The sequence below is a fragment of the Oleiphilus sp. HI0067 genome (genome assembly GCF_001635735.1).
In genome coordinates this window covers 1-20,280 of sequence record NZ_LWFI01001244.1, presented here as the reverse complement: position 1 = coordinate 20,280, position 20,280 = coordinate 1, and the positions used below count along the sequence as shown (strand labels likewise).

The 20,280-nt window shown below is 45.1% G+C and carries 18 protein-coding genes and 1 pseudogene; 6 read left to right on the top strand and 13 right to left on the bottom strand.

Annotated features, from left to right (window positions below):
- Positions 1-9: 9 nt before the first annotated feature.
- Genes A3739_RS18895 through A3739_RS18885 form a run of 3 tightly spaced genes read left to right on the top strand, consistent with a single transcriptional unit; the run spans position 10 to position 2,494 of the window.
- Complete coding sequence (locus tag A3739_RS18895; RefSeq protein WP_068478246.1) at positions 10-711, top strand: ABC transporter permease; 702 nt, start codon at positions 10-12, stop codon at positions 709-711.
- Entirely contained in the window at positions 711-1,430 is a 720-nt protein-coding gene (locus A3739_RS18890) for an ABC transporter permease (protein WP_068478244.1), read from the top strand. Before A3739_RS18895 ends, A3739_RS18890 begins: the two co-directional genes overlap by 1 nt.
- Positions 1,431-1,459: 29 nt before the next feature.
- A complete protein-coding gene (locus A3739_RS18885; protein ID WP_068478242.1) occupies positions 1,460-2,494 on the top strand; it encodes a succinylglutamate desuccinylase in 1,035 nt (344 codons plus the stop codon).
- Here A3739_RS18885 and astB read toward each other — a convergent pair.
- The 6 genes from astB to A3739_RS18855 all read right to left on the bottom strand — a co-directional run bounded on the left by astB (position 2,465) and on the right by A3739_RS18855 (position 9,284).
- A complete protein-coding gene (gene astB / locus A3739_RS18880; protein WP_068478240.1) occupies positions 2,465-3,802 on the bottom strand; it encodes an N-succinylarginine dihydrolase in 1,338 nt (445 codons plus the stop codon). The genes A3739_RS18885 and astB overlap by 30 nt on opposite strands.
- 46 nt (positions 3,803-3,848) lie before the next feature.
- Entirely contained in the window at positions 3,849-5,321 is a 1,473-nt protein-coding gene (astD, locus tag A3739_RS18875) for a succinylglutamate-semialdehyde dehydrogenase (protein WP_068478238.1), read from the bottom strand.
- 9 nt (positions 5,322-5,330) lie between these two features.
- The gene (gene astA / locus A3739_RS18870; RefSeq protein ID WP_068478236.1) at positions 5,331-6,365 is read right to left on the bottom strand and encodes an arginine N-succinyltransferase; all 1,035 of its coding nucleotides are present in this window, start codon (positions 6,363-6,365) and stop codon (positions 5,331-5,333) included.
- A 28-nt stretch (positions 6,366-6,393) separates the two neighbouring features.
- On the bottom strand, positions 6,394-7,410 hold the full coding sequence (locus tag A3739_RS18865; protein ID WP_068478235.1) for an arginine N-succinyltransferase: 1,017 nt from the start codon (positions 7,408-7,410) through the stop codon (positions 6,394-6,396).
- Position 7,411: 1 nt separating this feature from the next.
- The gene (locus A3739_RS18860; RefSeq protein WP_068478232.1) at positions 7,412-8,635 is read right to left on the bottom strand and encodes an aspartate aminotransferase family protein; all 1,224 of its coding nucleotides are present in this window, start codon (positions 8,633-8,635) and stop codon (positions 7,412-7,414) included.
- A gap of 106 nt (positions 8,636-8,741) precedes the next feature.
- The gene (locus tag A3739_RS18855; protein WP_068478230.1) at positions 8,742-9,284 is read right to left on the bottom strand and encodes a DUF2058 domain-containing protein; all 543 of its coding nucleotides are present in this window, start codon (positions 9,282-9,284) and stop codon (positions 8,742-8,744) included.
- A 282-nt stretch (positions 9,285-9,566) separates the two neighbouring features.
- Between A3739_RS18855 and A3739_RS18850 the strand changes: the two genes are divergently transcribed.
- Complete coding sequence (locus A3739_RS18850; protein WP_068478296.1) at positions 9,567-9,971, top strand: MmcQ/YjbR family DNA-binding protein; 405 nt, start codon at positions 9,567-9,569, stop codon at positions 9,969-9,971.
- A gap of 59 nt (positions 9,972-10,030) precedes the next feature.
- Here A3739_RS18850 and A3739_RS18845 read toward each other — a convergent pair whose 3' ends face one another.
- Complete coding sequence (locus A3739_RS18845; RefSeq protein WP_082878494.1) at positions 10,031-10,627, bottom strand: CAP domain-containing protein; 597 nt, start codon at positions 10,625-10,627, stop codon at positions 10,031-10,033.
- 431 nt (positions 10,628-11,058) lie between these two features.
- Between A3739_RS18845 and A3739_RS18840 the strand changes: the two genes are divergently transcribed.
- The gene (locus tag A3739_RS18840; protein ID WP_068478227.1) at positions 11,059-12,048 is read left to right on the top strand and encodes an SGNH/GDSL hydrolase family protein; all 990 of its coding nucleotides are present in this window, start codon (positions 11,059-11,061) and stop codon (positions 12,046-12,048) included.
- Between the two features lie 61 nt (positions 12,049-12,109).
- Here A3739_RS18840 and sthA read toward each other — a convergent pair whose 3' ends face one another.
- From sthA to A3739_RS18805, 6 genes and pseudogenes are all read right to left on the bottom strand, one after another.
- The gene (gene sthA, locus A3739_RS18835) at positions 12,110-13,486 is read right to left on the bottom strand and encodes a Si-specific NAD(P)(+) transhydrogenase (protein WP_068478225.1); all 1,377 of its coding nucleotides are present in this window, start codon (positions 13,484-13,486) and stop codon (positions 12,110-12,112) included.
- A pseudogene (locus A3739_RS28230) lies at positions 13,483-14,253 on the bottom strand (HDOD domain-containing protein). Before A3739_RS28230 ends, sthA begins: the two are co-directional and overlap by 4 nt.
- A gap of 165 nt (positions 14,254-14,418) precedes the next feature.
- On the bottom strand, positions 14,419-15,606 hold the full coding sequence (locus tag A3739_RS18820) for a glycine betaine/L-proline ABC transporter ATP-binding protein (RefSeq protein WP_068478291.1): 1,188 nt from the start codon (positions 15,604-15,606) through the stop codon (positions 14,419-14,421).
- Between the two features lie 2 nt (positions 15,607-15,608).
- Complete coding sequence (locus tag A3739_RS18815) at positions 15,609-16,493, bottom strand: proline/glycine betaine ABC transporter permease (protein WP_068478219.1); 885 nt, start codon at positions 16,491-16,493, stop codon at positions 15,609-15,611.
- 58 nt (positions 16,494-16,551) lie between these two features.
- Positions 16,552-17,604 (bottom strand): ABC transporter substrate-binding protein, encoded by a 1,053-nt coding sequence (locus A3739_RS18810; RefSeq protein WP_082878492.1) that lies wholly within the window; start codon positions 17,602-17,604, stop codon positions 16,552-16,554.
- Positions 17,605-17,792: 188 nt separating this feature from the next.
- Positions 17,793-18,569 (bottom strand): dienelactone hydrolase family protein, encoded by a 777-nt coding sequence (locus A3739_RS18805; protein ID WP_231876544.1) that lies wholly within the window; start codon positions 18,567-18,569, stop codon positions 17,793-17,795.
- A 337-nt stretch (positions 18,570-18,906) separates the two neighbouring features.
- Between A3739_RS18805 and A3739_RS18800 the strand changes: the two genes are divergently transcribed.
- Positions 18,907-20,280: fasciclin domain-containing protein (locus A3739_RS18800; RefSeq protein ID WP_068502413.1), on the top strand; the 1,374-nt coding region annotated here is incomplete at its 3' end.

The following is a 20,280-nucleotide window of genomic DNA, read 5'->3' as shown; positions in this document are numbered from 1 at the left end:
ACTTACTCAATGATAGATCTTCACGGTTACGGCCCATCTATATTTCAGGGCGCTATTTTAACCATCGAAGTAGCCGTATTATCATTGCTTGTGGCTTTATTTTTAGGGCTACTCGGCGCGATCGCCAAACTTTCAAGCAACCCTATTCCTCGCGCTATCGCAACGGTATACACCACCGTAATTCGAGGCGTTCCCGATCTTGTACTGATGTTACTCATCTTCTTTGGCGGTCAAATGATGATGAATGAGTTCTCAGATTGGTTATATGAAGAATTTGATATCGATGTCTTTTTTAACATCGATGAATTTATTGCCGGAGTTGTCACCATTGGCTTTATCTTTGGTGCCTATATGGCAGAAACATTTCGTGGCGCATTTCAGTCCGTAAATGCAGGTCAAATAGAAGCCGGATATGCCTACGGTATGACTCGATGGCAAGTATTTAGCCGCATCTCGTTTCCTCAAATGATGCGTCATGCACTACCTGGCCTAGGTAACAATTGGCTTGTTATGCTGAAAACCACTGCACTTGTATCGATCATTGGTCTAGCTGATATGGTGCGTCTTGCTTCCGAGGCAGCCAAAGCTGTGCACGAACCCTTTACTTTCTTAATCCCTGTTGCGCTTGTGTACTTATCCCTCACAGCGGTCTCAGAGTTATTACTCAACAGACTGAAAATTAAATACAGTGCCGGAACAACGAGGGCTTAATGATGGAAGCGTTTTTAAGTCTGTTTGCAGACAATAGTATTTTTAACCCGCCTACTTTGATGCACTACTGGTCAGGCTTTGTGACCACAGTGCAATTGGTATTTCTTTCTCTGCTTATTGGCTTTGTTATCTCTTTGCCTTTAGCTATTTTGCGAACCTCGAAAAACAAGTGGATCAACCTTCCTATTTGGGCATTTGTTTACTTTTTTAGAGGAACCCCCCTACTTGTTCAGCTTTACCTTATTTATTACGGCACTGCGCAGATCACAGGCATTCAGCAAACATTCTTGTGGGACATACTTTCAGAGGCCTTTTACCCTTGCTTGATAGCGTTTGTATTGAATACGGCGGCCTATACAACAGAAATTTTTAGAGGCGCCATTGAGGCAACACCTCGTGGCGAAATTGAAGCTGCAAAAGCCTATGGTATGGGTGTCGCTAAACGAATGCGCCGTATTATTCTGCCTGGAGCGATGCGCCGAGCATTACCAGCTTATGCCAATGAAGTGATCTTTATGCTTCACGCCAGTTCAATTGCCAGCGTCGTAACAATCGTCGATTTGACCGGTGCAGCTCGTGATATCTACGCGCGCTATTATGCGCCATTTGAAGCTTTCCTATTCGTTGCGGCTATTTACCTCTGCATGACATTTACCTTGATTTATATCTTCCGAAAAGTTGAAGATAAAATCATGGCGCATACTAAGCCGCTCTCTTAATCAAAAGATCGCCACTGAGGTGTGCTCCTATGACAGATTTGAACTCGCTCTTTTCTCCAGCGAACTCATTTCTGTCACATACCTTGTCTCAAGATCCAGCTAAAACAAATTCAGCTACGTATGAGACTTCTTGTTTCACGGCACAACTACTCGCCGAAGGCATGCTGCGACTTATTCCGAAGCAAAACAAAACTCAAACAGCGGCGCAGCATCAAGGTCTATTGCTATCTGCTGGTATTCACGGAAATGAAACGGCTCCAATAGAGTTAATTGATCAACTCGTTACAGAGCTTCTTAGCAAAGACATCTCCATAGCCCGCCCCACTCTTTTAATACTTGGGCACCCCAAAGCAATGCGCAAAGCAAGCCGCTTTATCGAGTTCAATATGAATCGGCTGTTTATGGGAGTTCACAATGAAGATAATTTTTGTGGGAGCATTGATGCTAGAAGAGCAAAACTACTAGAGAGATATGTCTCTGAATTCGCTGAAGATTATGGCCTCAGCCAACACTTAGATCTTCACACCGCAATTCGCGATTCCTATGTTGAACGCTTCGCGCTCAAACCTAAAACCGAGCACGCTAACAATGTTTCAGATGAAGCTCGTGGGATTCTATCTGCACTTGGCTGTACGGCACTGGTCTATCAGCATAAGCCAGCAACAACGTTTTCTTCTTTTACCGCGCGCAGCTTTAACACCGATGCATACACGGTTGAGCTAGGTAAAGTGTACCCATTTGGGCTCAACAAACTCAGCGAATACGCAAACACTTATCAATGTCTTAAATCAATGATCTGTGGTGAGCTCATAACTGTCGCGCAAGATCAACTCAATGAATTCGAAGTGTGTCATGAGCTGATCGTAGACCATACAGAATATGTATTGTATGTTGATGAAGGTGCCCCTAATTTCTCGCGCTACAATCAGGGGACGATAATGGAAAAGTCTCCACTCAAAATTTATGAAGTGGAGAACACAGAAGAGCTTCTAATTTTTCCAAACAGCAAAGTGCCGATCGGTCAGCGCGCAGGCCTAATGCTGAAACGCATAAATAGCGGGTAAACCAAGTAGTTGCGTTAGCTCATCTAATGCAGTTTTAGATTCATCAATCAGACGTGGGTCAGCCAAATCGCTCTGCGCTAGTTGATCGCGATAATGACGTTCGGTCCATGCCATCAGCGTTTCGTATAGTTGATCTGTAAACAGGACACCCGGGTGAATCGCTGCTAGCTCATTTTCATTTAGTGCCACGCGCAAACGAAGACATGCTGGGCCACCTCCGTTTTTCATACTTTGTTTTAAATCAAAGCTCATGACTTCTGCAATCGGATTATCCGCTTTAACAAGACGCTTCAAATAGGCGGCAACTGAAGGTGTAGAGTCGCACTCTGATGGCACGACTAAGGCCATTTTGTCATCCGAAATACTTAATAGCTGACTGTTAAACAAGTAGCTAGAAACCGCATCTGCAAGCGGAACTTCACTCTCAGGCACTAAAATAACTTTCAGCTCTGTATCCCCAAGCTTTTTCTGCAACTCAGCAAATACCTGATCTTGATTCAAGAAAGCTTGTTCATGACAGAAAAATACATCTCTATTTCCTACAGAAATAACATCGTTATGAAACACGCCAGCATCAATCGTGCTTGGCTTTTGCTGAGCGTATACAACGTTCGCATCATCTAACTCGTGCAATCGTGCAACGGCTTGGCAAGCCTCTAAAGTTTGACGTGCAGGATATCGCTTAGGTTTTAATTCCGACTCATTAAATGCGGTCCGACCGTATGCAAAAAGTTGCACGCCGCGCTTGTCATACTCTGAGCAAAAGCGCGTGTGATTTGCAGCGCCCTCGTCGCCTAACTGACTCACACTAGGCAAAGCAGCATGATGCGCAAAAAAGCTCTCATTACAAAAGATCGCTTGGAGCATACGACTCGTTGTTTTGTGTTCAATCGCTCGGTGGAGCTTGGCGTTCAAATTAGCCGCCGTGAAATGTACTCGTCCATCACGGCTATCAGCACTTGGAGACACCGTTGCGGCATTCGCCGTCCACATGCATGAGGCAGAATACACCGATCCCAAAATTACAGGAGCTTCTTTGGCTGCACGCGCAAGCACTTGCGCATCGCTACCCGCGAAACCAAGTTGTCGTAACAAATCAATCTCAGGGCGATGGTGAGGCAATAAAATACCTTGCTTCAATCCTTTGTCGGATAAGGCTTTCATTTTCGCCAAGCCTTGCTGAGCTGCCAACTTAGGGTTAGATACATCTTTTAGGCTTTGCTCTGAAGCGATGTTGCCAAACGACAAGCCAGAATAATTATGAGTAGGACCCACAAGCCCATCAAAATTTACTTCATATGCCTTCATTGCTTACCTCTGCTCATCCATTGCGATTTACGTAGTTAAGAACTTATTAAGGTTTCAAAGTCATACCGGGCGATAATGTTGCCGGTACATTTGCTTGTTTAGATTCCATTGATGCAACAGGATACGCGCAATAATCTGCTGCATACAACGCACTTGCTCGATGGTTGCCACTCTCACCGATACCACCAAATGGTGCAGCACTGCTTGCTCCGGTAAGAGGCATATTCCAATTTACGATACCAGCACGGCTATCTAGCAAAAAGTCTTGCCATAGTGATTCGTTCTCACTAATTAAACCTGCCGCCAGTCCGAAACGCGTGGCGTTCGCTTGCTTGATCGCGTCTTCATAGTTCTCATAACGAATGACTTGCATCAAAGGACCAAAATATTCTTCATCAGGTACGTCAAGCCCCGTCACATCGACGATACAAGGACGCAGCATCGCTGGCACCTCATTATCTCTTGCGAGTTCCAATAAGGGTTTAGCGCCGATACTCAATAAATTCTGATAAGCCGACACGATACTTTGCGCTGCGCCTTCCGAAACCAGGCATCCCATAAAAGGCTGAGGTTCTGCATCAAATGCGCCAACCTGTAATGCGCGTGTTGAGCTAATTAACGAAGATACAAGCTGATCGCCGTACTCACCAGTCGGAATAAAAACGCGTCGAGCACATGTGCAGCGCTGACCAGCTGAGACAAAACTCGAAAATAATAAGTGATGGACAGTCGCCTCAATAGGGCTATCACGATCAACAATCAGTGGATTGTTGCCTCCCATTTCTAAAGCAAGGATCTTGGCGGGCTGACCTGCCCATTGTTGGTGAAGAATGGCTCCGGTTCTGGAGCTTCCTGTAAAAAACAGTCCATCTATATCCGGATGTTGTGCGAGCGCTTCACCGGTTAGTCGTTCGCCTTGGACGAGATTAATCACTCCTTCAGGTAAACCGGCCTCAATCCAAATTTCTAAAGTAATTTGCGCAACCAAAGGGCACTGTTCACTTGGTTTGAAGACAACCGTATTGCCGGCTAATAACGCAGGCACAATATGTCCGTTTGGTAGATGGCCAGGGAAATTATAAGGTCCAAAAACCGCGACAACACCATGCGGCCGATGCCTTAAAGAAGACAAGCCTGCTGGCAATTCCTTACTTGAATGTCCTGTACGATCTAAATAGGCCTGCTGAGAAATAGCGACCTTGCCAACCATCGCGCCGACTTCGGTTCTCGCATCCCACAATGGCTTGCCTGTCTCTTTACCGATCGCGATCGCTAACTCTTCACTGCGTGCCTGAAGGCATTCTTTAAACTTTTCTACTAAAGCCACACGTTCATCGAATGCGGTGCGCCCCCAACTTGAAAACGCTTCTCTCGCCGCTTCAACAGAACGCGATACATCATCGCTATTTGCGCTATTTGCCTGCCAAACAAGCTCACCATTAAAAGGATTATGGCTAGCTAACGATGGTCCTGAACAGTGATGCCACTGTCCTGCAATGAAAGCTCCTAATTGGCTCATAGCTTTATCCTAAATATAACGAAGTGGGACAGCTCTAAGCTCAGCTTGATCATCGATATTCAAAGCATCGAATTGTTCTGAACTTAGTCTTATATGATCAGCGTGAATCTGATCTTTACTGACAAGAATTGTACGGAAATGTTCCATCCGCCGATTAGACACAACCCAATCGTCACGGGCACCAATTTCAGCGTCATAGTTAGTATCTACGCGATAAGGCAAAAGCACACTTTCACTAACGCCGCGCACATCTTCAACGAAGCTCTCAACGACTGGGCCACCATCGAAAATGTCTATCAATTGATTGAAATGAAAACCCTCTTTCTTGAGCATTTCTAATGCTGGACGCGTGTTGTCATGCGTTTTGCCAATCACTGCACGCGCCTCTTTAGTAAGAGAGAACAAATAAATGGGGTACTTGGGCATCAGCTCTGCGACTAATTCTTTGTTACCAAGCCCGACTTGATAATCCGCTAAAGAAAATTCCATTTGAAAAAACTTCTTACCTAAGGATTCCCAAAATGGAGAGATGCCATTCTCATCAGAGTAGCCACGCATCTCTGCAATCACTTTTTCACTAAAATACTCTTTGAACTCGGCTAAAAAGAGAAGGCGACACTTCGACAATAAACGACCATTGTTCCCTGACCGCGCGCTAGCATCTAAAAACAGTGTGCACAGTTCAGACACTCCGGTTAAATCATTCGATATCACGAGCATGTCGTTTGATGTATGCACACCAATTTCTCGTGAAGCGTGAATAACTTTTGAGATTCTATAATTGTACCAAACCTGTTCGAGGCCAATGGCTGCTTCAATAGCACTGACTCCGACCACCTTTCCTGTCTCGGTATCCTCAAGAGCAAAAACATAGTTTCCGCGTTCTTTAGGTTGAGAGCAGCGAAAAGAGCGTACCGAATTGAAAATCCGTTGCTCTAGCAAAGGGGGATTTTTAGGTAAAGTCGTCACGCCGACTCCAGCCCCTTCAGCTAGGTCAACAAGCGCTTGCAGATCATGACCATGGATAGGTCGAATCACCATCATTGAGTTACTCTCCTAAGACAGAAAGCTACTAAAGAGCACTGAAGAAATATTCAGCGCCACCATTCAAATTCAAGGCAGATATATCAGATTGACTAACACGGACCACGTCATGAGTGCCCCCAGGCAAAGGAACAAGTCCGCATCGAAAATCTTCAAACTGATCGTTACAGACTAAATGTGGTGACCCAGCCGTTACCTCACCAATATGCGTGGTTTTTTGATGTGCTTGATTGAAAGTGCGCAACTTTTCAAGGCGACCCAATAAAACCGGGCCGCCATCAAAAATATCGACAAATGAGGATGTCTTAAATCCTTCATTCATTAACAAAGAATGAACCGGCTCAGCATGCTGATCATATTTTCCTAATACGGCTTGAGCTCGCTCAGACAGCATCGTCACGTAGATTGGGTGCGCGGGCATCAGCTCTGCAAGAAAAGTACGACTCTTTGTCGCGACATGATAATTCGCATTTGCGAAATCCATGTTGAAGAAATTTCGTCCTAAATCATCCCAAAATACAGACTGCCCTTTTTCGCCATAAACACCCTGCAATTCAACGACAACCTGATCACTAAAGTACTCGGCAAATTGACGCATAAACATCAACCGAGCACGCGCAATGAGTTGAAAACAATCTGTATCAACCAAGTCATCGCGTATAGCCAATGAACACAAGACATTTCGGCCGGTCAACTCATGCGTTAAATGCAAGACAGACACTGGCGTATGAATGTCAAATTCTTCTGAGGCATGAATAAGCTCACCCAAACGATAGTTATAAAACGGTCGCTTAAGTTCGTTATTCATAGCAATACCCGAACAGGCAACAAGCTCTCCTGTTTGAGTATTTTCTAGAACAAATAAAAAGAACTTCCCCTCATCGCTGGGCGAATTTGGGGACTGAAAAGAACGCATTGATTGTTCAATGCGCTCCGCTAATCGAGCTCGTTTCCGAGGAAGAGACGCTATTCGTGCTTGGTTATCACGAACTAGCGATTCAATACTGCTTAGATCATCAAGTGTGCATGGACGCACTAGGTGCATTCTACACCTCCGTATTAACGAATTCCCTTACAGCCGTTCTAAGTAAAGCCATACCTTCATCGATATCCTTGTCCGCGATAATCAATGATGGCGCTAAGCGAAGTACATTTGGACCTGCGATCAAGGCCATCAAGCCTTGCTCCATCGCTTTAGCCATAATGTCTTTCGCTTTACCTTGATATTTCTCATTCATCTCGCAGCCAATTAATAAGCCGCAACTTCTAATCTCTTTAAACACTTGGAATTCAGCATTAATCTCTTCCAAAGCATTCACAAAACGTGCGTTCTTTTCTGGGACCTGCTCGATCACTTTTTTCTCTTCAAGCTCGAGCAATAATGCTTCTGCCACGGCACATGCCAAAGGATTACCGCCGTATGTACTACCGTGCGTTCCAATGCCAAAACTTTGAGCAATACTTTCGGTCGTAAGCATCGCCGCTACCGGAAAACCACCACCAAGAGACTTTGCGGTCGTAAGAATGTCAGGCATCACGCCATACTTCATATACGCATAAAGCTCACCAGAACGTCCGACACCCGTTTGAATTTCATCAAACACTAATAGAGCATTGTGCTTATCACACAAAGCGCGTAGACCTTTAAGAAACTCAGGATCAGCCGGCATCACACCGCCCTCACCTTGCACTGGCTCGATCACAACCGCGCAGGTTTTATCTGAAATCACCGCTTCAACACTAGCTAGATCGTTATAGTTCGCGTGCGTAATACCGCCAGGAACAGGCTCAAACCCTTCCGTATATTTAGCTTGGCCTCCTACAGAAACTGTGAACAATGTACGGCCATGAAAACTGCTGTAGAAAGATAGAATTTCGTTTTTATCTTCGCCGTAGTGATCATGCGCGTATTTACGCACTAACTTAAATGCAGCTTCATTTGCCTCTGCTCCTGAGTTCGCAAAGAACACTCGTTCTGCAAATGTTCGTTCTGTCAGCAAGCTCGCTAAACGCAACGCTGGTTCATTTGTCATCACATTACTGACATGCCATAGCTTCTCAGCTTGCTCTTTTAAGGTGCTAACAAGTCTCGGATGCGTATGCCCTAAAGCACTCACTGCTATGCCGCCCGCAAAATCAATATACTCACGACCGTTTTGATCCCAAACACGAGAACCGGCCCCTTTAACAGGAATCACGGCCGAGGGTGCGTAATTCGGCACCATTACTTGATCAAAAACACTTCTATCTAATGGAGTATTCTCAGACATATTTATCTTCTACCTATCATTGTCAATCGCCGTCTTACAAGCCCAGTAAAAGCGACGAGTTGTAACGCTGCACTAAAGATAGCGCAAATATAAAAAATCAGGCGATTTACCACATTAAATCGTCAGGGATTTGATAATCCTTATAAGGATCATCTTCATCAACTTCTTGAGATGCCTTTTCGTTCAACACAACAACAAACTCTGGCTTGCGTTGTTTAATTTTTTCTGCGACTTGGCTGGCTACCACTGCATAACTTTGTGCATCGCGCACGATAGAAAGTCGCCCTTTGGCTAAAGCTGTTTGACTAGCCTCATCGACATAGAGTTTTTGAATTTTGGAACCATCTGCGAATTGGTATCCTAACTCACCATCAACACTCAACTTATTGACCGAGATCAATTGTTTGACCTGCGCGATAATTTCGCGCTCTTTTAACTCTTCATTGCGCTCTGCGTTAAGTTCGCGATCTCTCTCCGCTTTCGCTTGACGCTCTTGGTCTAGACGTTGCTTCTTCTCGTTTGCCTCAGACTCCAAGCCCACTCTACCCTTTTGCTTTTTAGTCTTTCTTTGTTCTTGCTTAATGGCTTTGGCTTTCTTTTTGTCTACCAAACCCGCACCCAACAACTGCTCTTGCAGGGACTTAGCCATTTTTTGACTCCTAACAATCCATCAATAAGAAATGATATGTGCATCAAATTAAACGCACCAACTACACAGTCTTCCAGATTAAACCTTGATCTCGATCTCAGTTAGAAAGGCTTTATGTTTAAAAACGTAACAGAATGTACGATCCGCCACACAGAAGTGTAACAGGGTCTATACTGAGCGTGAGAAAAAAAAATTTTGTGACCTCGAGTCACCCATATTTTTAGCAACCTGTAGTTGTTTGTTGCTCATAAAACGATAAGACATCGCAATGGAGAAACAGCTATGAATTATGAAGCTGCAAAGGCATATTTATTAGGAAAACCAGAAGCAAGGGAAGACTATCCTTTTGGGCCTCCGGTGTTAGTACCTAAAATTAAAGGTAGCATGTTCGCCACCTTAACCAAGCAAGATGGGATTCCTCACATGAATCTCAAATGCGACCCTCACCACGCCGAAGAACTTCGAGATATGTATGAATCGATTGTTCCTGGGCATCACATGAACAAGACCCATTGGAATACACTCATCTTAGATGGAAGCATTCCAGAGTCTGAAATCGAGCGGCTAATCGATCACAGTTATTCACTCGTTGTGAAGAAACTGAAAAAGTCTCAGCGTAAGCTGTTAGAAGAAGACTACGAAACTGACGAACTCTATAAGGAACTTGAGCTACAAATTGTGGCTTAATCAATTCAATAAAAAAGCACCCGGTATAAAGGTGCTTTTTTATTGCCTAAACATTTTCATTAAGGGATCAGCTTTCCTAGCACCATTGTCCAATACACTTCATAATCGGCATTGTCTGCGATGTAGACGGCCACACCGCCTTCTTCATAATTTGGACTCATGATCGCTGAACAATGGCTCGGGCTATTTAACCAACCTTGCATGACAGACGGCACGGTATAGAAGCCCGCGGCGATGTTTTCACCTACCATGGTCCAGTTGTAGCCCGCTTGAGTTGCTCGACTACCGACACGCAAACCATTTGAACCAGTATGACTGAAGAAATTATTGGTACCCATATCTATTGAATGCGCTAAACCAGCATCTTCTAACTGGCAATTCCAAGTCACCGCACCAACCGCGGGGTAATAATCCTGTCCGCAAAATCTTGCTTGTGAACGCGCCTCATTCAAAGCAACCAATAGCTCGTCATCTAACTCACTGGTTAAGCAACTTGGATTTTCGATACTAGCCGTTTGCCCTTGAGAAACAGCACCCGTTTGACTGAGGTTGTGTACTTCGACACTTTGATCTTGTGCACCAGATGAACACGCTGCCAGTAAAGTAAGACTTGCAAGTAAAGAAGTAGGCTTTAGGGAATTTTGAATCTTAAACATCGCTTAAAGGTATTAATACATGAATACCCTTAAGTTCAGCACTACTAACGAAAACCTTCCGTTGTTACCCCGTATGCTTTTGTAAATTGCTAAGGGGCTAAATAGCCAACGCGTGACAGATTGTTAAACAATGTTGCATGGACTTCTTTAGCATTCAATTACGCCTAAAAATCAACGTCTAAGTTAACTAAAGAATGAGAACCAACCCTCAACCCCACCAAATCAACACTCACCCACTAAAATAACAAGCGAAAAGCGAACAGTAAGCATAAAAAGTACGCCTTCAGATTTATCGAATAAGCTCACGTAATGGCAGACTTAGCTTCCAATGTCGACAGTGTGGAAGTCGGCCATTTATAAATATGGACTTTCCCCAAAAAAATTAAATTCAAGTTTTGGATAACAATAAAAACCATAATTAGGTGACTGAAATGAAATTTACTATGAAAAAAATGGCCGCTTTCCTAGGTGGCGCAGTTCTTTCTGCAAGTGCGAGCGCATATGACAACATGTATGTATTTGGTGACAGCTTGTCTGACTCTGGCAACTTAACGGAAGTATTCCAATCGCCAGTTGAAGTTAAGTTCACCAATATTTCTCCGTTCACGGGACAAGCAACGATCGCAACCGATGCGCTTGCTGCAGGTCTGGGTTTAACAAACAACCCGTCAAAGTGGTTGCTAGGCCAAAACGTCGGCACTAACTATGCTGTCGGAGGCGCTGCCGCAATCCCATCAGATCCTAACAACGACACGAGTCTTCCAATCCAGATTGGCGCGCACTTGTTGTCGACTGGTGGTGTAGCAGATGCAAACGGCCTATACGTTATTGTTATCGGTGGTAACGATTTGAACGCTGCTGCGCAAATTCGTGCACAAGGCGTATTTACAGCTCCAGGTGCAGAACGTCAGGCAGCTCGCAAAGGATCTAAGGATCGCGTTGACGCAGCAGTAGATGTAATCAGTAATCAAATCCAAACCTTGATCGCGACTGGCGCAACAGCTATCGCGGTAGCAGACGCTCCAGATATCAGCAAAACACCTCTTCTTAGAGCAAATGTTAACGACCTGTATCAAGCAGCTGTAGCATCAGGTAATCCCCAAAACGAACGTCGTGCTCTTGAGTACCCAGAAAAAGTGTCAAGTCTTGTGGATCGTTTCAATCGTAAACTTCGTAAATCAGTTCGCAATATTGAAGCAGCAACAGGTATTGATATTATTGAATACTCACTACAAGACTTCTTAGATCGTACAATTGAAGAAGGTGAAGAAGCCGGTTTGAACACAACAACTCCTTGTGTTGAATCAGTACCCGCACTTGCTGATTGCTCAGCATTTGTTTTCTCTGATGGTTTCCACCCAAGCAGTACCGTTCACACGCAAGCTGGTCAAGAATTTCTTGAAGCTGTATTGAGCCAATAATCCGCTCTTGGATTGGGATCAGAGTGAAAAAACTCTGACCCCAATCTATATTCATATCCGTTTACCTTTGCCCTAACACCGATAGAGCTGCAACACGATAGGCTTCTGCGAGTGTTGGATAGTTAAAAATATTCTCTACAAAAATATCAACAGGGCTGTCGGATAGCATCGCCATCTGACCAATATGAACGAGTTCCGTAGCCCCTTCACCAACTATCTGAACACCCAAGATTTTCTTCCCTTGTTCATCGCAAATGATTTTCAACAAACCATCTTCTATACCACTGATCTGACCTCGAGAAATCTCTTCAAATTTGGCAACACCGACAATGACATCACCCTTGGCTCTAGCCTGTTGTTCAGTGAGCCCAATGCCTGAAATTTCAGGAATGGAGTAAATACCTGCTGGAATGAAATCTGCCATTTTACCAACGCTAATACCTAAGGCATTTCGACTTGCACGGCGCCCCTGCTCCATCGAAGCCGAAGCCAAAGATGGCGGGCCAATTACATCACCAGCCGCGTATATATTGGAAACACTACTTCGTAACTCGTTGTCTACCTGAATATGCCCTTGATTGGTCAACACCACGCCTGCTTTATCAAGACTCAAGCCTGATACATTGGCAACACGGCCTGCTGCCACAAGTAGCTTTGAGCTGCGATATTCTTTCCCATTAGCACATGAGACAACTACTTCAGAAACACCGTTCCAAGCGACAGAGCTAACTTCCGTCTCACCCACCCATTTGCCACTCATTTCGGCAAAAGTACCCATAAAACGCTCAATAAGATCTTCGTCCATAAAGCCAAGTGGGCGCTCATAACGATCAATCATCATCGCCTTGACTCCGAGTGCCTGAAATATCGAGGCATACTCGCTGGCAATGACACCACCACCCAAAACGATCAAACTTGGAGGCAAGTACAACATGCTCAGAATTGAGTCGCTATCTAGGATATTCTCATGATCAACGGGGATATTTTCAGGATGACGCGGAACAGAACCCGAGGCAATGACAAAGGTTTGCGCTTCAATTAATTCGGTAGACCCATTCGGTGATTCAAGACTAAGCGTGTTGGCATCAACGAAATGAGCGCGCCCATGCAGACGCGTAATCATATTTCGCTCTATTTGATTCACCATGAAGGTATCATGCGATTGAACGACAGCATTTAGACGGTCGATCAAAGTAGCCATTTCGGTGTCTTCAGCGACCTCGAAATTACAAAGCGTCGCGTTTTCACGCATCTTTTTCACACGTAAGGCATTTTCCCTCAGAGTTTTACTTGGAATAGTGCCTCGATGAACACATGCGCCACCTAAGAATTTGTCCTGTTCGATAATAGCAACCGACTGATCGGCTTTTGCTGCTTGAACCGCTGCTTTCTGCCCAGCTGGGCCACTACCAATAACGACAACATGAAAGCTCTTCATTGCTGCTTAGCCCTCACTGTTGAGACGATGTGATCACGTTTACTCAAGACATCGTTGAGCGCATCGGTGTATAAATTTAGCGTTGAAAAAATGGCTTTTGCTTTTAAAGGTTCTAAATCTTGATCTTCTAAACTCGCTTTGGCGAGCAACGATGCAGCCTGTACCAATGCACATTGGGTTTGATACTTTTCTGATTGAGAAGGCGTCTGACTAAATAGCGCAACATCACACACTGCCTCTGGTATCTCCCACGCTTTATTAATCTCTTGTCCGAATAGAGGATGAAACACGTCCTCTAATTCCAATACCTGAGCTGGCGTCAATTTGAGCTGTTCGGCGGAGCTCATGTCTGAATAGAATTGCAAAAATGCGGGTCTACCTATGCCATGCAAAAGGCCGCATAAAAATGCTGTTTCAACACTCTCTTGAAGCGCTCGCGCCAGCTCTTTCGCCCAAATAGCGCAACAAAAACCGTGCTGTGAAATGGCAACAAGTCGATCTTCAAATTTTGGTGCATTAAAAAGCTTCGCGTTTAAGGCGATCCCCTAAGATATTTCGCATATCGCGTTTAGACCCAAGCGCGCGATGGCTTGCTGCAATGAGACCATTGAAGCATTTGGTGTATAAAGTGGTGAATTAGCAACACGGATGACGTGCCCCGCCAGCGTAGTGTGGCGTTGAATTAAGTCCGCTAAGGTCGCTGCGTCAGTGTCTGGAGACTTTGCGAGACGCATAACGTCCGTTGCGATTTTGGGAAAGAGCGGCACATCAACAGCGCCTTTTCTCAGCAGCTTGAGTATCTGTTTACCCACTTCGCGCAAGTCGGCAGATAACTCGAATATCGCATCGTCTTGTTGTTCTTCCGTAATCAACGTCGGGCCTCGCTTGGACTAAAACTGAGCTGAGTTTAGTCCAAGTTTTCGACTACGCGTTTATCTACCTAAAATTTTCGCTAAACGTTTTCTCGACAAGACACCTTCAAGCTCTCCCTCCTCACTGACTACAGCTAAAGGGTGACTAGTGTCGAGTGTTTCAGGAATAACTTCTTCTAGAAGAGAGTCAGGTGAGATCTCAACCGTTTCTTCAAAGTACTCGTCAGTCAGAGGCTCTGAACTACATACGTCTTCGCTATCAACAGCTTGCTCCAAGGTCTCTTGCAGAACAGTTCCCTCAAAGCCATCATCCGATTCAACGTAGGCATAGTCTTTCGGCATATTACGCATTTGCTCTAAGGCCTCGCCGATCGTAGTTGCAGTAATACGATTCATTGGCGATTTCATCACGTTTTCAACAGTCAGAGCACGTGCTCGATTCACGTCTTGCACAAACGCTTCTACATAGGCGTCAGCGGGTTGCAGAAGAATTTCACTAGGCTCGCCGACTTGAACCAGCTCACCATCTTTGAGAATCGCGATTCGATCACCAACACGCAAGGCTTCGTCCAAATCATGGGTAATAAAAACGATTGTCTTGTGGAGTTTTTCTTGCAGATGAATCAATTGATCCTGCATCTCGCTTCTAATCAGAGGGTCCAATGCAGAAAAAGCCTCGTCCATCAACAATACATCTGGGTCGGTGCACAAAGCTCGCGCTAGACCAACACGTTGCTGCTGACCGCCTGAAAGCTGTGATGGGTATAGTCCCTCATACCCTTCTAAACCGACGTCAGCTAACCATTGTTTAGCCTTCTGTAGTCGCTCAGCTTTCGCAACGCCCTGTGTTTTCAAACCAAAGGCGACGTTATCGATCACCGAATTATGGGGTAACAAACCAAAGTGCTGAAACACCATCGACATGCGTGTTCGACGAAATTCCTGAAGCTGTTTCGCATCAAGCTTCATCACGTCGTCACCATCAAACATGATCTGCCCTGCACTCGGTTCAATCAGACGGTTAAAGTGACGAATTAAGGTCGACTTTCCAGAACCAGAAAGCCCCATAATTACGAAGATCTCACCCCGTTTGATCTCCATGTTAATGTCTTTAAGACCAAGCGTATGTCCAGTTTTTTCAAGAATCTCTGCTTTGGTTTTCCCCTGTAAAACAAGATCCATATGTTTTTCAGCTTGATCACCGAAAAGCTTGTAGAGCGATTTAATTTCAATGAAGGTATCACTCATGTTCATTGCTGCCCCCCAAGATGTGCTTGAGAGCGTTTCGCATACGCTTGAGATACCCGATCAAAGATGATTGCCAGCACCACGATCGCGATACCGTTAAATAAGCCCAAAGCAAAGAACTGGTTGTTAATCGAACGCAAGACCTGCTGCCCTAAGCCTGCAACACCAATCATTGATGCTATCACGACCATTGCCAGCGCCATCATAATAGTTTGATTTACTCCGGCCATGATATTTGGCATCGCTAGAGGAAGCTGAACCTGAAATAGCTTTTGATACGAGGTCGTGCCAAAGGCGTCTGCTGCTTCTAATACTTCTTTATCTACGAGACGAATACCCAAGTTTGTTAAGCGAATAACAGGAGGAATGGCATAAATAATAACGGCGATCATTCCGGGGATTTTACCGATGCCGAGTAGCATCACCACTGGGATCAAGTACACGAATGCCGGCATTGTTTGCATGACATCAAGTATCGGTGTGAAAACCGATTGAATACGATCAGAACGCGCCATCGCGATACCAATAGGAATACCAATAATGATCGATAACAAAGTACTGACGGTGATAATGCTTAAGGTACTCATGGTGTCTTCCCACATACCAAACAAGCCGATCCCGTATAGTGCAAGTGCAACAGCAAGTGACAATTTCCACGAGCGTGCAGCTAAATGACAAATAGCAACAATTACCGCAATCACAATCGGCCATGGGGTTGCTAACAATAATTTCTCAAACCAAATTAGAAACTGAAGAAGGGGTTCGAAAAAGGCCTCGATACTCTCACCATATTCACGTGAAAAACTTCGATAACCTTGATCGAGGGATTTCCTCAACTCAACCATCGTTTCACGGCTCAGTTCAGGAAACTCCGTCCAAAAAGACATATAAACCTCGAAATAAAGGGAAATAAAAAAGCCGCTATTAAAAGCGGCTTCGGGGTACTTACTTATTAATCAGTGTCGCTTTTACTTTCTCAGCGATTTCTGGCGCAACCCATGCAGTCCATGTTGCCGTGTCAGAAATAAGGAAGTGCTCTGCGGCTGTTGCACCGTCGGCTTGATTGTCTTCCATCCAAGCCAATAGCTTGTTCATTTTTGCGTTGGTAAACGCACGCTTTGCAACATACTCAAAAGCTTCTGGAGCGCGTTCAGCGAAACCTGATGTCGTGACAGATTGAACAGCTGCAGGTGGGTACATCGTCGGTTTTGGTTCTGCACATTCTGCTTGTGTGATACAAGCTTTGTAGTGATCAACGTCTACACCAGAACCGAAATCTACTTTCACCATATCGTACTTACCAAGTACAGCAGTTGGCGCCCAGTAATAACCGAACCAAGCTTCCTGACGCTCGTAAGCTTTTGCAATCGCCCCTGATAATGCCGCGCCAGAACCTGGATCAACCACTTTGAATCCTGCGCTTTCTAAATCAAGCGCTTTGAACAAGTTTTCACCCGAGATTTGACAGTTCCAGCCAGCTGGGCAACCCATGAACATCGCTGCGCTTGGATCTTCTGGGTGTTTAAACAATGCAGCATTCGCTTTCACGCCTGCGATTGTTGCAAGGCTAGGATCTTGGTCAACCATGAACTTCGGCACCCAAAAACCTTCTTCACCACCGTCAGACAAAGAATTGCCCGCATACTTTAATCGACCTTCTGCAACACCTTTGTCGAGAGGTTCGCGCAGACCATTACTCCAAAGCTCTGGTGCAATATCTGGCTCACCTTTCTCGATCATTGATGTGCCTGTTGGCATTGTGTCACCCGCCACAAGTTGCGTATCGCACCCGTAACCATTCTTGAGAATGTAACTATCTACATGCGCCATCAACGCAGCAGAGTTCCAGTTCATCTCAGCAATAGTCACTGATCCGCATTCATTAGCTGATGATGCTGATGCCGATTCTTGAACAGAATTAGTTTCTTCAGAGTTGTTACCACCACAAGCTGAAAGCAAAGCTGCAGCAGAAAGCGCAGCGACAAGAGACTTCTTCATTTTGACCCCTTTCGATTGATTTGTATTTGATTGTTATTCTGTCTTTTAACCCTAACATAGCTACGACAGGTTTCCAAAGACGAACCCTAATGCTGCAGCAAAAGGCATGTTTATTATTCAAATAATAAAAAGCCCCACCTTGAGACTATCAAAGCAGGGCTGTAACGAATCGTACCTAGACTATAAAACTACATCGTTTCCATTTTGAGGAAATCAGTGAATAGCGTCCAGCTTTGGATATCCGCTCTTTCTTGATACTTTTCCGAACCAAATACAGTGAAGGCATGAGGCGCGCCGCCATAAGTCACCATTTCATGATCCACCTTCGCAGCCTCAAGCTCATCCGCTAGATTCGCGAAATCTGACATTGGAATAATCGAGTCTGCCGTACCATGCATCACAAGAACTGAGCCCTTTGTATTGCTGTAGCCTTGCCCTTCTGGGGTCGTCAAACCACCGTGAAAGCTAGCAAATCCTTTTAGTTCGGTACCTGATCTCGCCAGTTCTAACACGGCTGCGCCACCGAAACAGTAGCCCATCGCAACGGCATTACTCGTATCAGCACCAAGCTCTTTTGCTTTAGCTAAACCTGCTTGCATGATTGCGCGCATTTTCTCGCGATCTTTGTATAGCTCACCAGTATGCTGTTTTTTATCAGCCGCTTCCGTTGGACGCACGCCTTTACCAAATAAATCGACAGCAAATACTGAGTAGCCAAGTTCGTGCAGCATTTCGCTACGCTTAACTTCGTATTCAGTTAGGCCATCCCAGTCGTGAATCAAATAAACTAACGGTGCATCTTTATTATCGCCTACAACAAAGTAGCTTTCATACGCTGTGCCATTCAACTCAAAATCAACATTTTTACCGGCGTGCTTCATACCGTGCCCATCAGCCACAGCAACACTAGCACCTATTGAAACAGCTACCGCAGCAGCCCCGACCAACCCACGAGAAATATTCATAGTCACCCCTTTTATTTCGATTGCGTTTTATATCGTTTTCGATTCAAGTATCTGCGCTTCATTGTCAGCCACTTGCTTTAGACCAAATTTTGCTACGCAGTTAGATTCTACTTAGATGACTATTTTTCATGCAAATCACCTCATTTGAGGGCGATCTGACAAAAAAAATGATTTGCAACGAATTTTCCGAACAAATGTGATCCATTGTTAAACGCCCCCCCGTAACCCGACCCGAGCGCTCATAAAAATCGAAGTTTTTTATCAAGTTGTGAAAGATAAGAACAATTTTAGTCAAGGGAGTTCGCTTCGCGTCTCCGAACAATTTAAGGAATTTACCATGAGCATGATTAGCTTTGGCACCAACGTGAAGCGCTGGGCGCCTTTAATGATTCTGGGTGCAATCCCATTCATTTCTGCATGTAGTGACAGTGATGACAGCCCTGCTGCAACACCATCGATCACAGACATTGCGTCTTCTACACCTAACTTCTCAAGTCTTGCGACAGCCGTCACTGATGCCGGTCTTGCAGGCACATTGGATGACGATTCAGCCGAACTTACAGTGTTTGCGCCAAATAATGACGCGTTCACTGCGCTACTTGACAGCAACATGAGCTGGGACGAACTCAGCGACATCCCACTTTCTACCTTATATAGTGTTCTCAAATACCACGTTGTCGGTTCAGAAATTAACGCCGAGGCAGCAGTCGCAGCAGCAGGAGGTTCAGTAACTTCTCTTCTAGGCGAGGACATCGATGTAAGTCTTAGCGGAGACGATCTATTCGTTGAGAACGCACAAGTGATCGACACAGACATCAACGCATCTAACGGCATCATCCATGAAATTGATGCAGTCATGGTTCCAATGACTCTTCCTACTGAAAACATTGCGACATTAGCTGGGACAGCTGGCCTGGCTTCTTTAGTCGCAGCAGTTGGCAGTGCTGAAATGTCTGTGGCAGATGCTCTAACTGATGCAGATGCTACGTTAACCGTATTCGCACCTACCGATGCAGCGTTTGCTGATTTCCTTAGCGCTAACGGCTTTGCAGATGTTGACGCAATCCCTGACGACCTACTAACACGCGTTCTTAACTATCACGTAGTTCCTGGTTTCGTTCCTTCTGAAGCAGCAACAAGCCTCGTGTCTGGTGGCATGCCGATGGCAGATACAGCCTTAACAGACACTCAAATTTCACTCTCCCTAACCGGGTCAACGCTATACGTAAACAACGCTGCAGTTACATCAGCTAATAACCTAGCAACGAATGGTGTTGTCCACGTTATCGATAAAGTTCTTCTTCCACCAGAACTTGCGATAGATACATCAGACGAGACAGACAGTATTGCTGCAATTGTTACAGCGGCAGCTGGCGCGTCTATGAATGCCGATCTAACAACTTTGCTAGCTGCTGTTACTGCAGCTGATCTAGCTGGTACTCTATCTGGTGCGGGTACATTCACTGTATTTGCTCCTACTGATGCAGCATTCGCGGCAGCAGGTTTCGATGAAAATAACATTGGTGCCGTCGAAGGTTTGCAAGATATTTTGCTGCAGCACGTTTTGGGTTCAGAGGTCAGTGCATTGGCAGCATACGCAGCTAATGGCTCTGACGTTGCAACACTTCGAGAAGGTTCATCAGTGTCAGTAGAAATTTCAAATGGTGATTTGCTGATTGAAGGCGCTAAAGTAATCGAAACTGATATTAAA

Bases quoted from the DNA above. Each gene is read 5' to 3' on its own strand.
- A3739_RS18855 (WP_068478230.1), bottom strand. From the start codon at position 9,284: ATGGCTAAGTCCCTGCAAGAGCAGTTGTTGGGTGCGGGTTTGGTAGAC.
- astB (WP_068478240.1), bottom strand. From the start codon at position 3,802: ATGAAGGCATATGAAGTAAATTTTGATGGGCTTGTGGGTCCTACTCAT.
- A3739_RS18805 (WP_231876544.1), bottom strand. From the start codon at position 18,569: ATGAATATTTCTCGTGGGTTGGTCGGGGCTGCTGCGGTAGCTGTTTCA.
- A3739_RS18885 (WP_068478242.1), top strand. From the start codon at position 1,460: ATGACAGATTTGAACTCGCTCTTTTCTCCAGCGAACTCATTTCTGTCA.
- A3739_RS18845 (WP_082878494.1), bottom strand. From the start codon at position 10,627: ATGTTTAAGATTCAAAATTCCCTAAAGCCTACTTCTTTACTTGCAAGT.
- sthA (WP_068478225.1), bottom strand. From the start codon at position 13,486: ATGAAGAGCTTTCATGTTGTCGTTATTGGTAGTGGCCCAGCTGGGCAG.
- A3739_RS18815 (WP_068478219.1), bottom strand. From the start codon at position 16,493: ATGTCTTTTTGGACGGAGTTTCCTGAACTGAGCCGTGAAACGATGGTT.
- A3739_RS18890 (WP_068478244.1), top strand. From the start codon at position 711: ATGATGGAAGCGTTTTTAAGTCTGTTTGCAGACAATAGTATTTTTAAC.
- A3739_RS18865 (WP_068478235.1), bottom strand. From the start codon at position 7,410: ATGCACCTAGTGCGTCCATGCACACTTGATGATCTAAGCAGTATTGAA.
- A3739_RS18860 (WP_068478232.1), bottom strand. From the start codon at position 8,635: ATGTCTGAGAATACTCCATTAGATAGAAGTGTTTTTGATCAAGTAATG.
- A3739_RS18820 (WP_068478291.1), bottom strand. From the start codon at position 15,606: ATGAGTGATACCTTCATTGAAATTAAATCGCTCTACAAGCTTTTCGGT.
- A3739_RS18840 (WP_068478227.1), top strand. From the start codon at position 11,059: ATGAAATTTACTATGAAAAAAATGGCCGCTTTCCTAGGTGGCGCAGTT.
- astD (WP_068478238.1), bottom strand. From the start codon at position 5,321: ATGAGCCAATTAGGAGCTTTCATTGCAGGACAGTGGCATCACTGTTCA.
- astA (WP_068478236.1), bottom strand. From the start codon at position 6,365: ATGATGGTGATTCGACCTATCCATGGTCATGATCTGCAAGCGCTTGTT.
- A3739_RS18810 (WP_082878492.1), bottom strand. From the start codon at position 17,604: ATGAAGAAGTCTCTTGTCGCTGCGCTTTCTGCTGCAGCTTTGCTTTCA.
- A3739_RS18895 (WP_068478246.1), top strand. From the start codon at position 10: ATGATAGATCTTCACGGTTACGGCCCATCTATATTTCAGGGCGCTATT.
- A3739_RS18850 (WP_068478296.1), top strand. From the start codon at position 9,567: ATGAATTATGAAGCTGCAAAGGCATATTTATTAGGAAAACCAGAAGCA.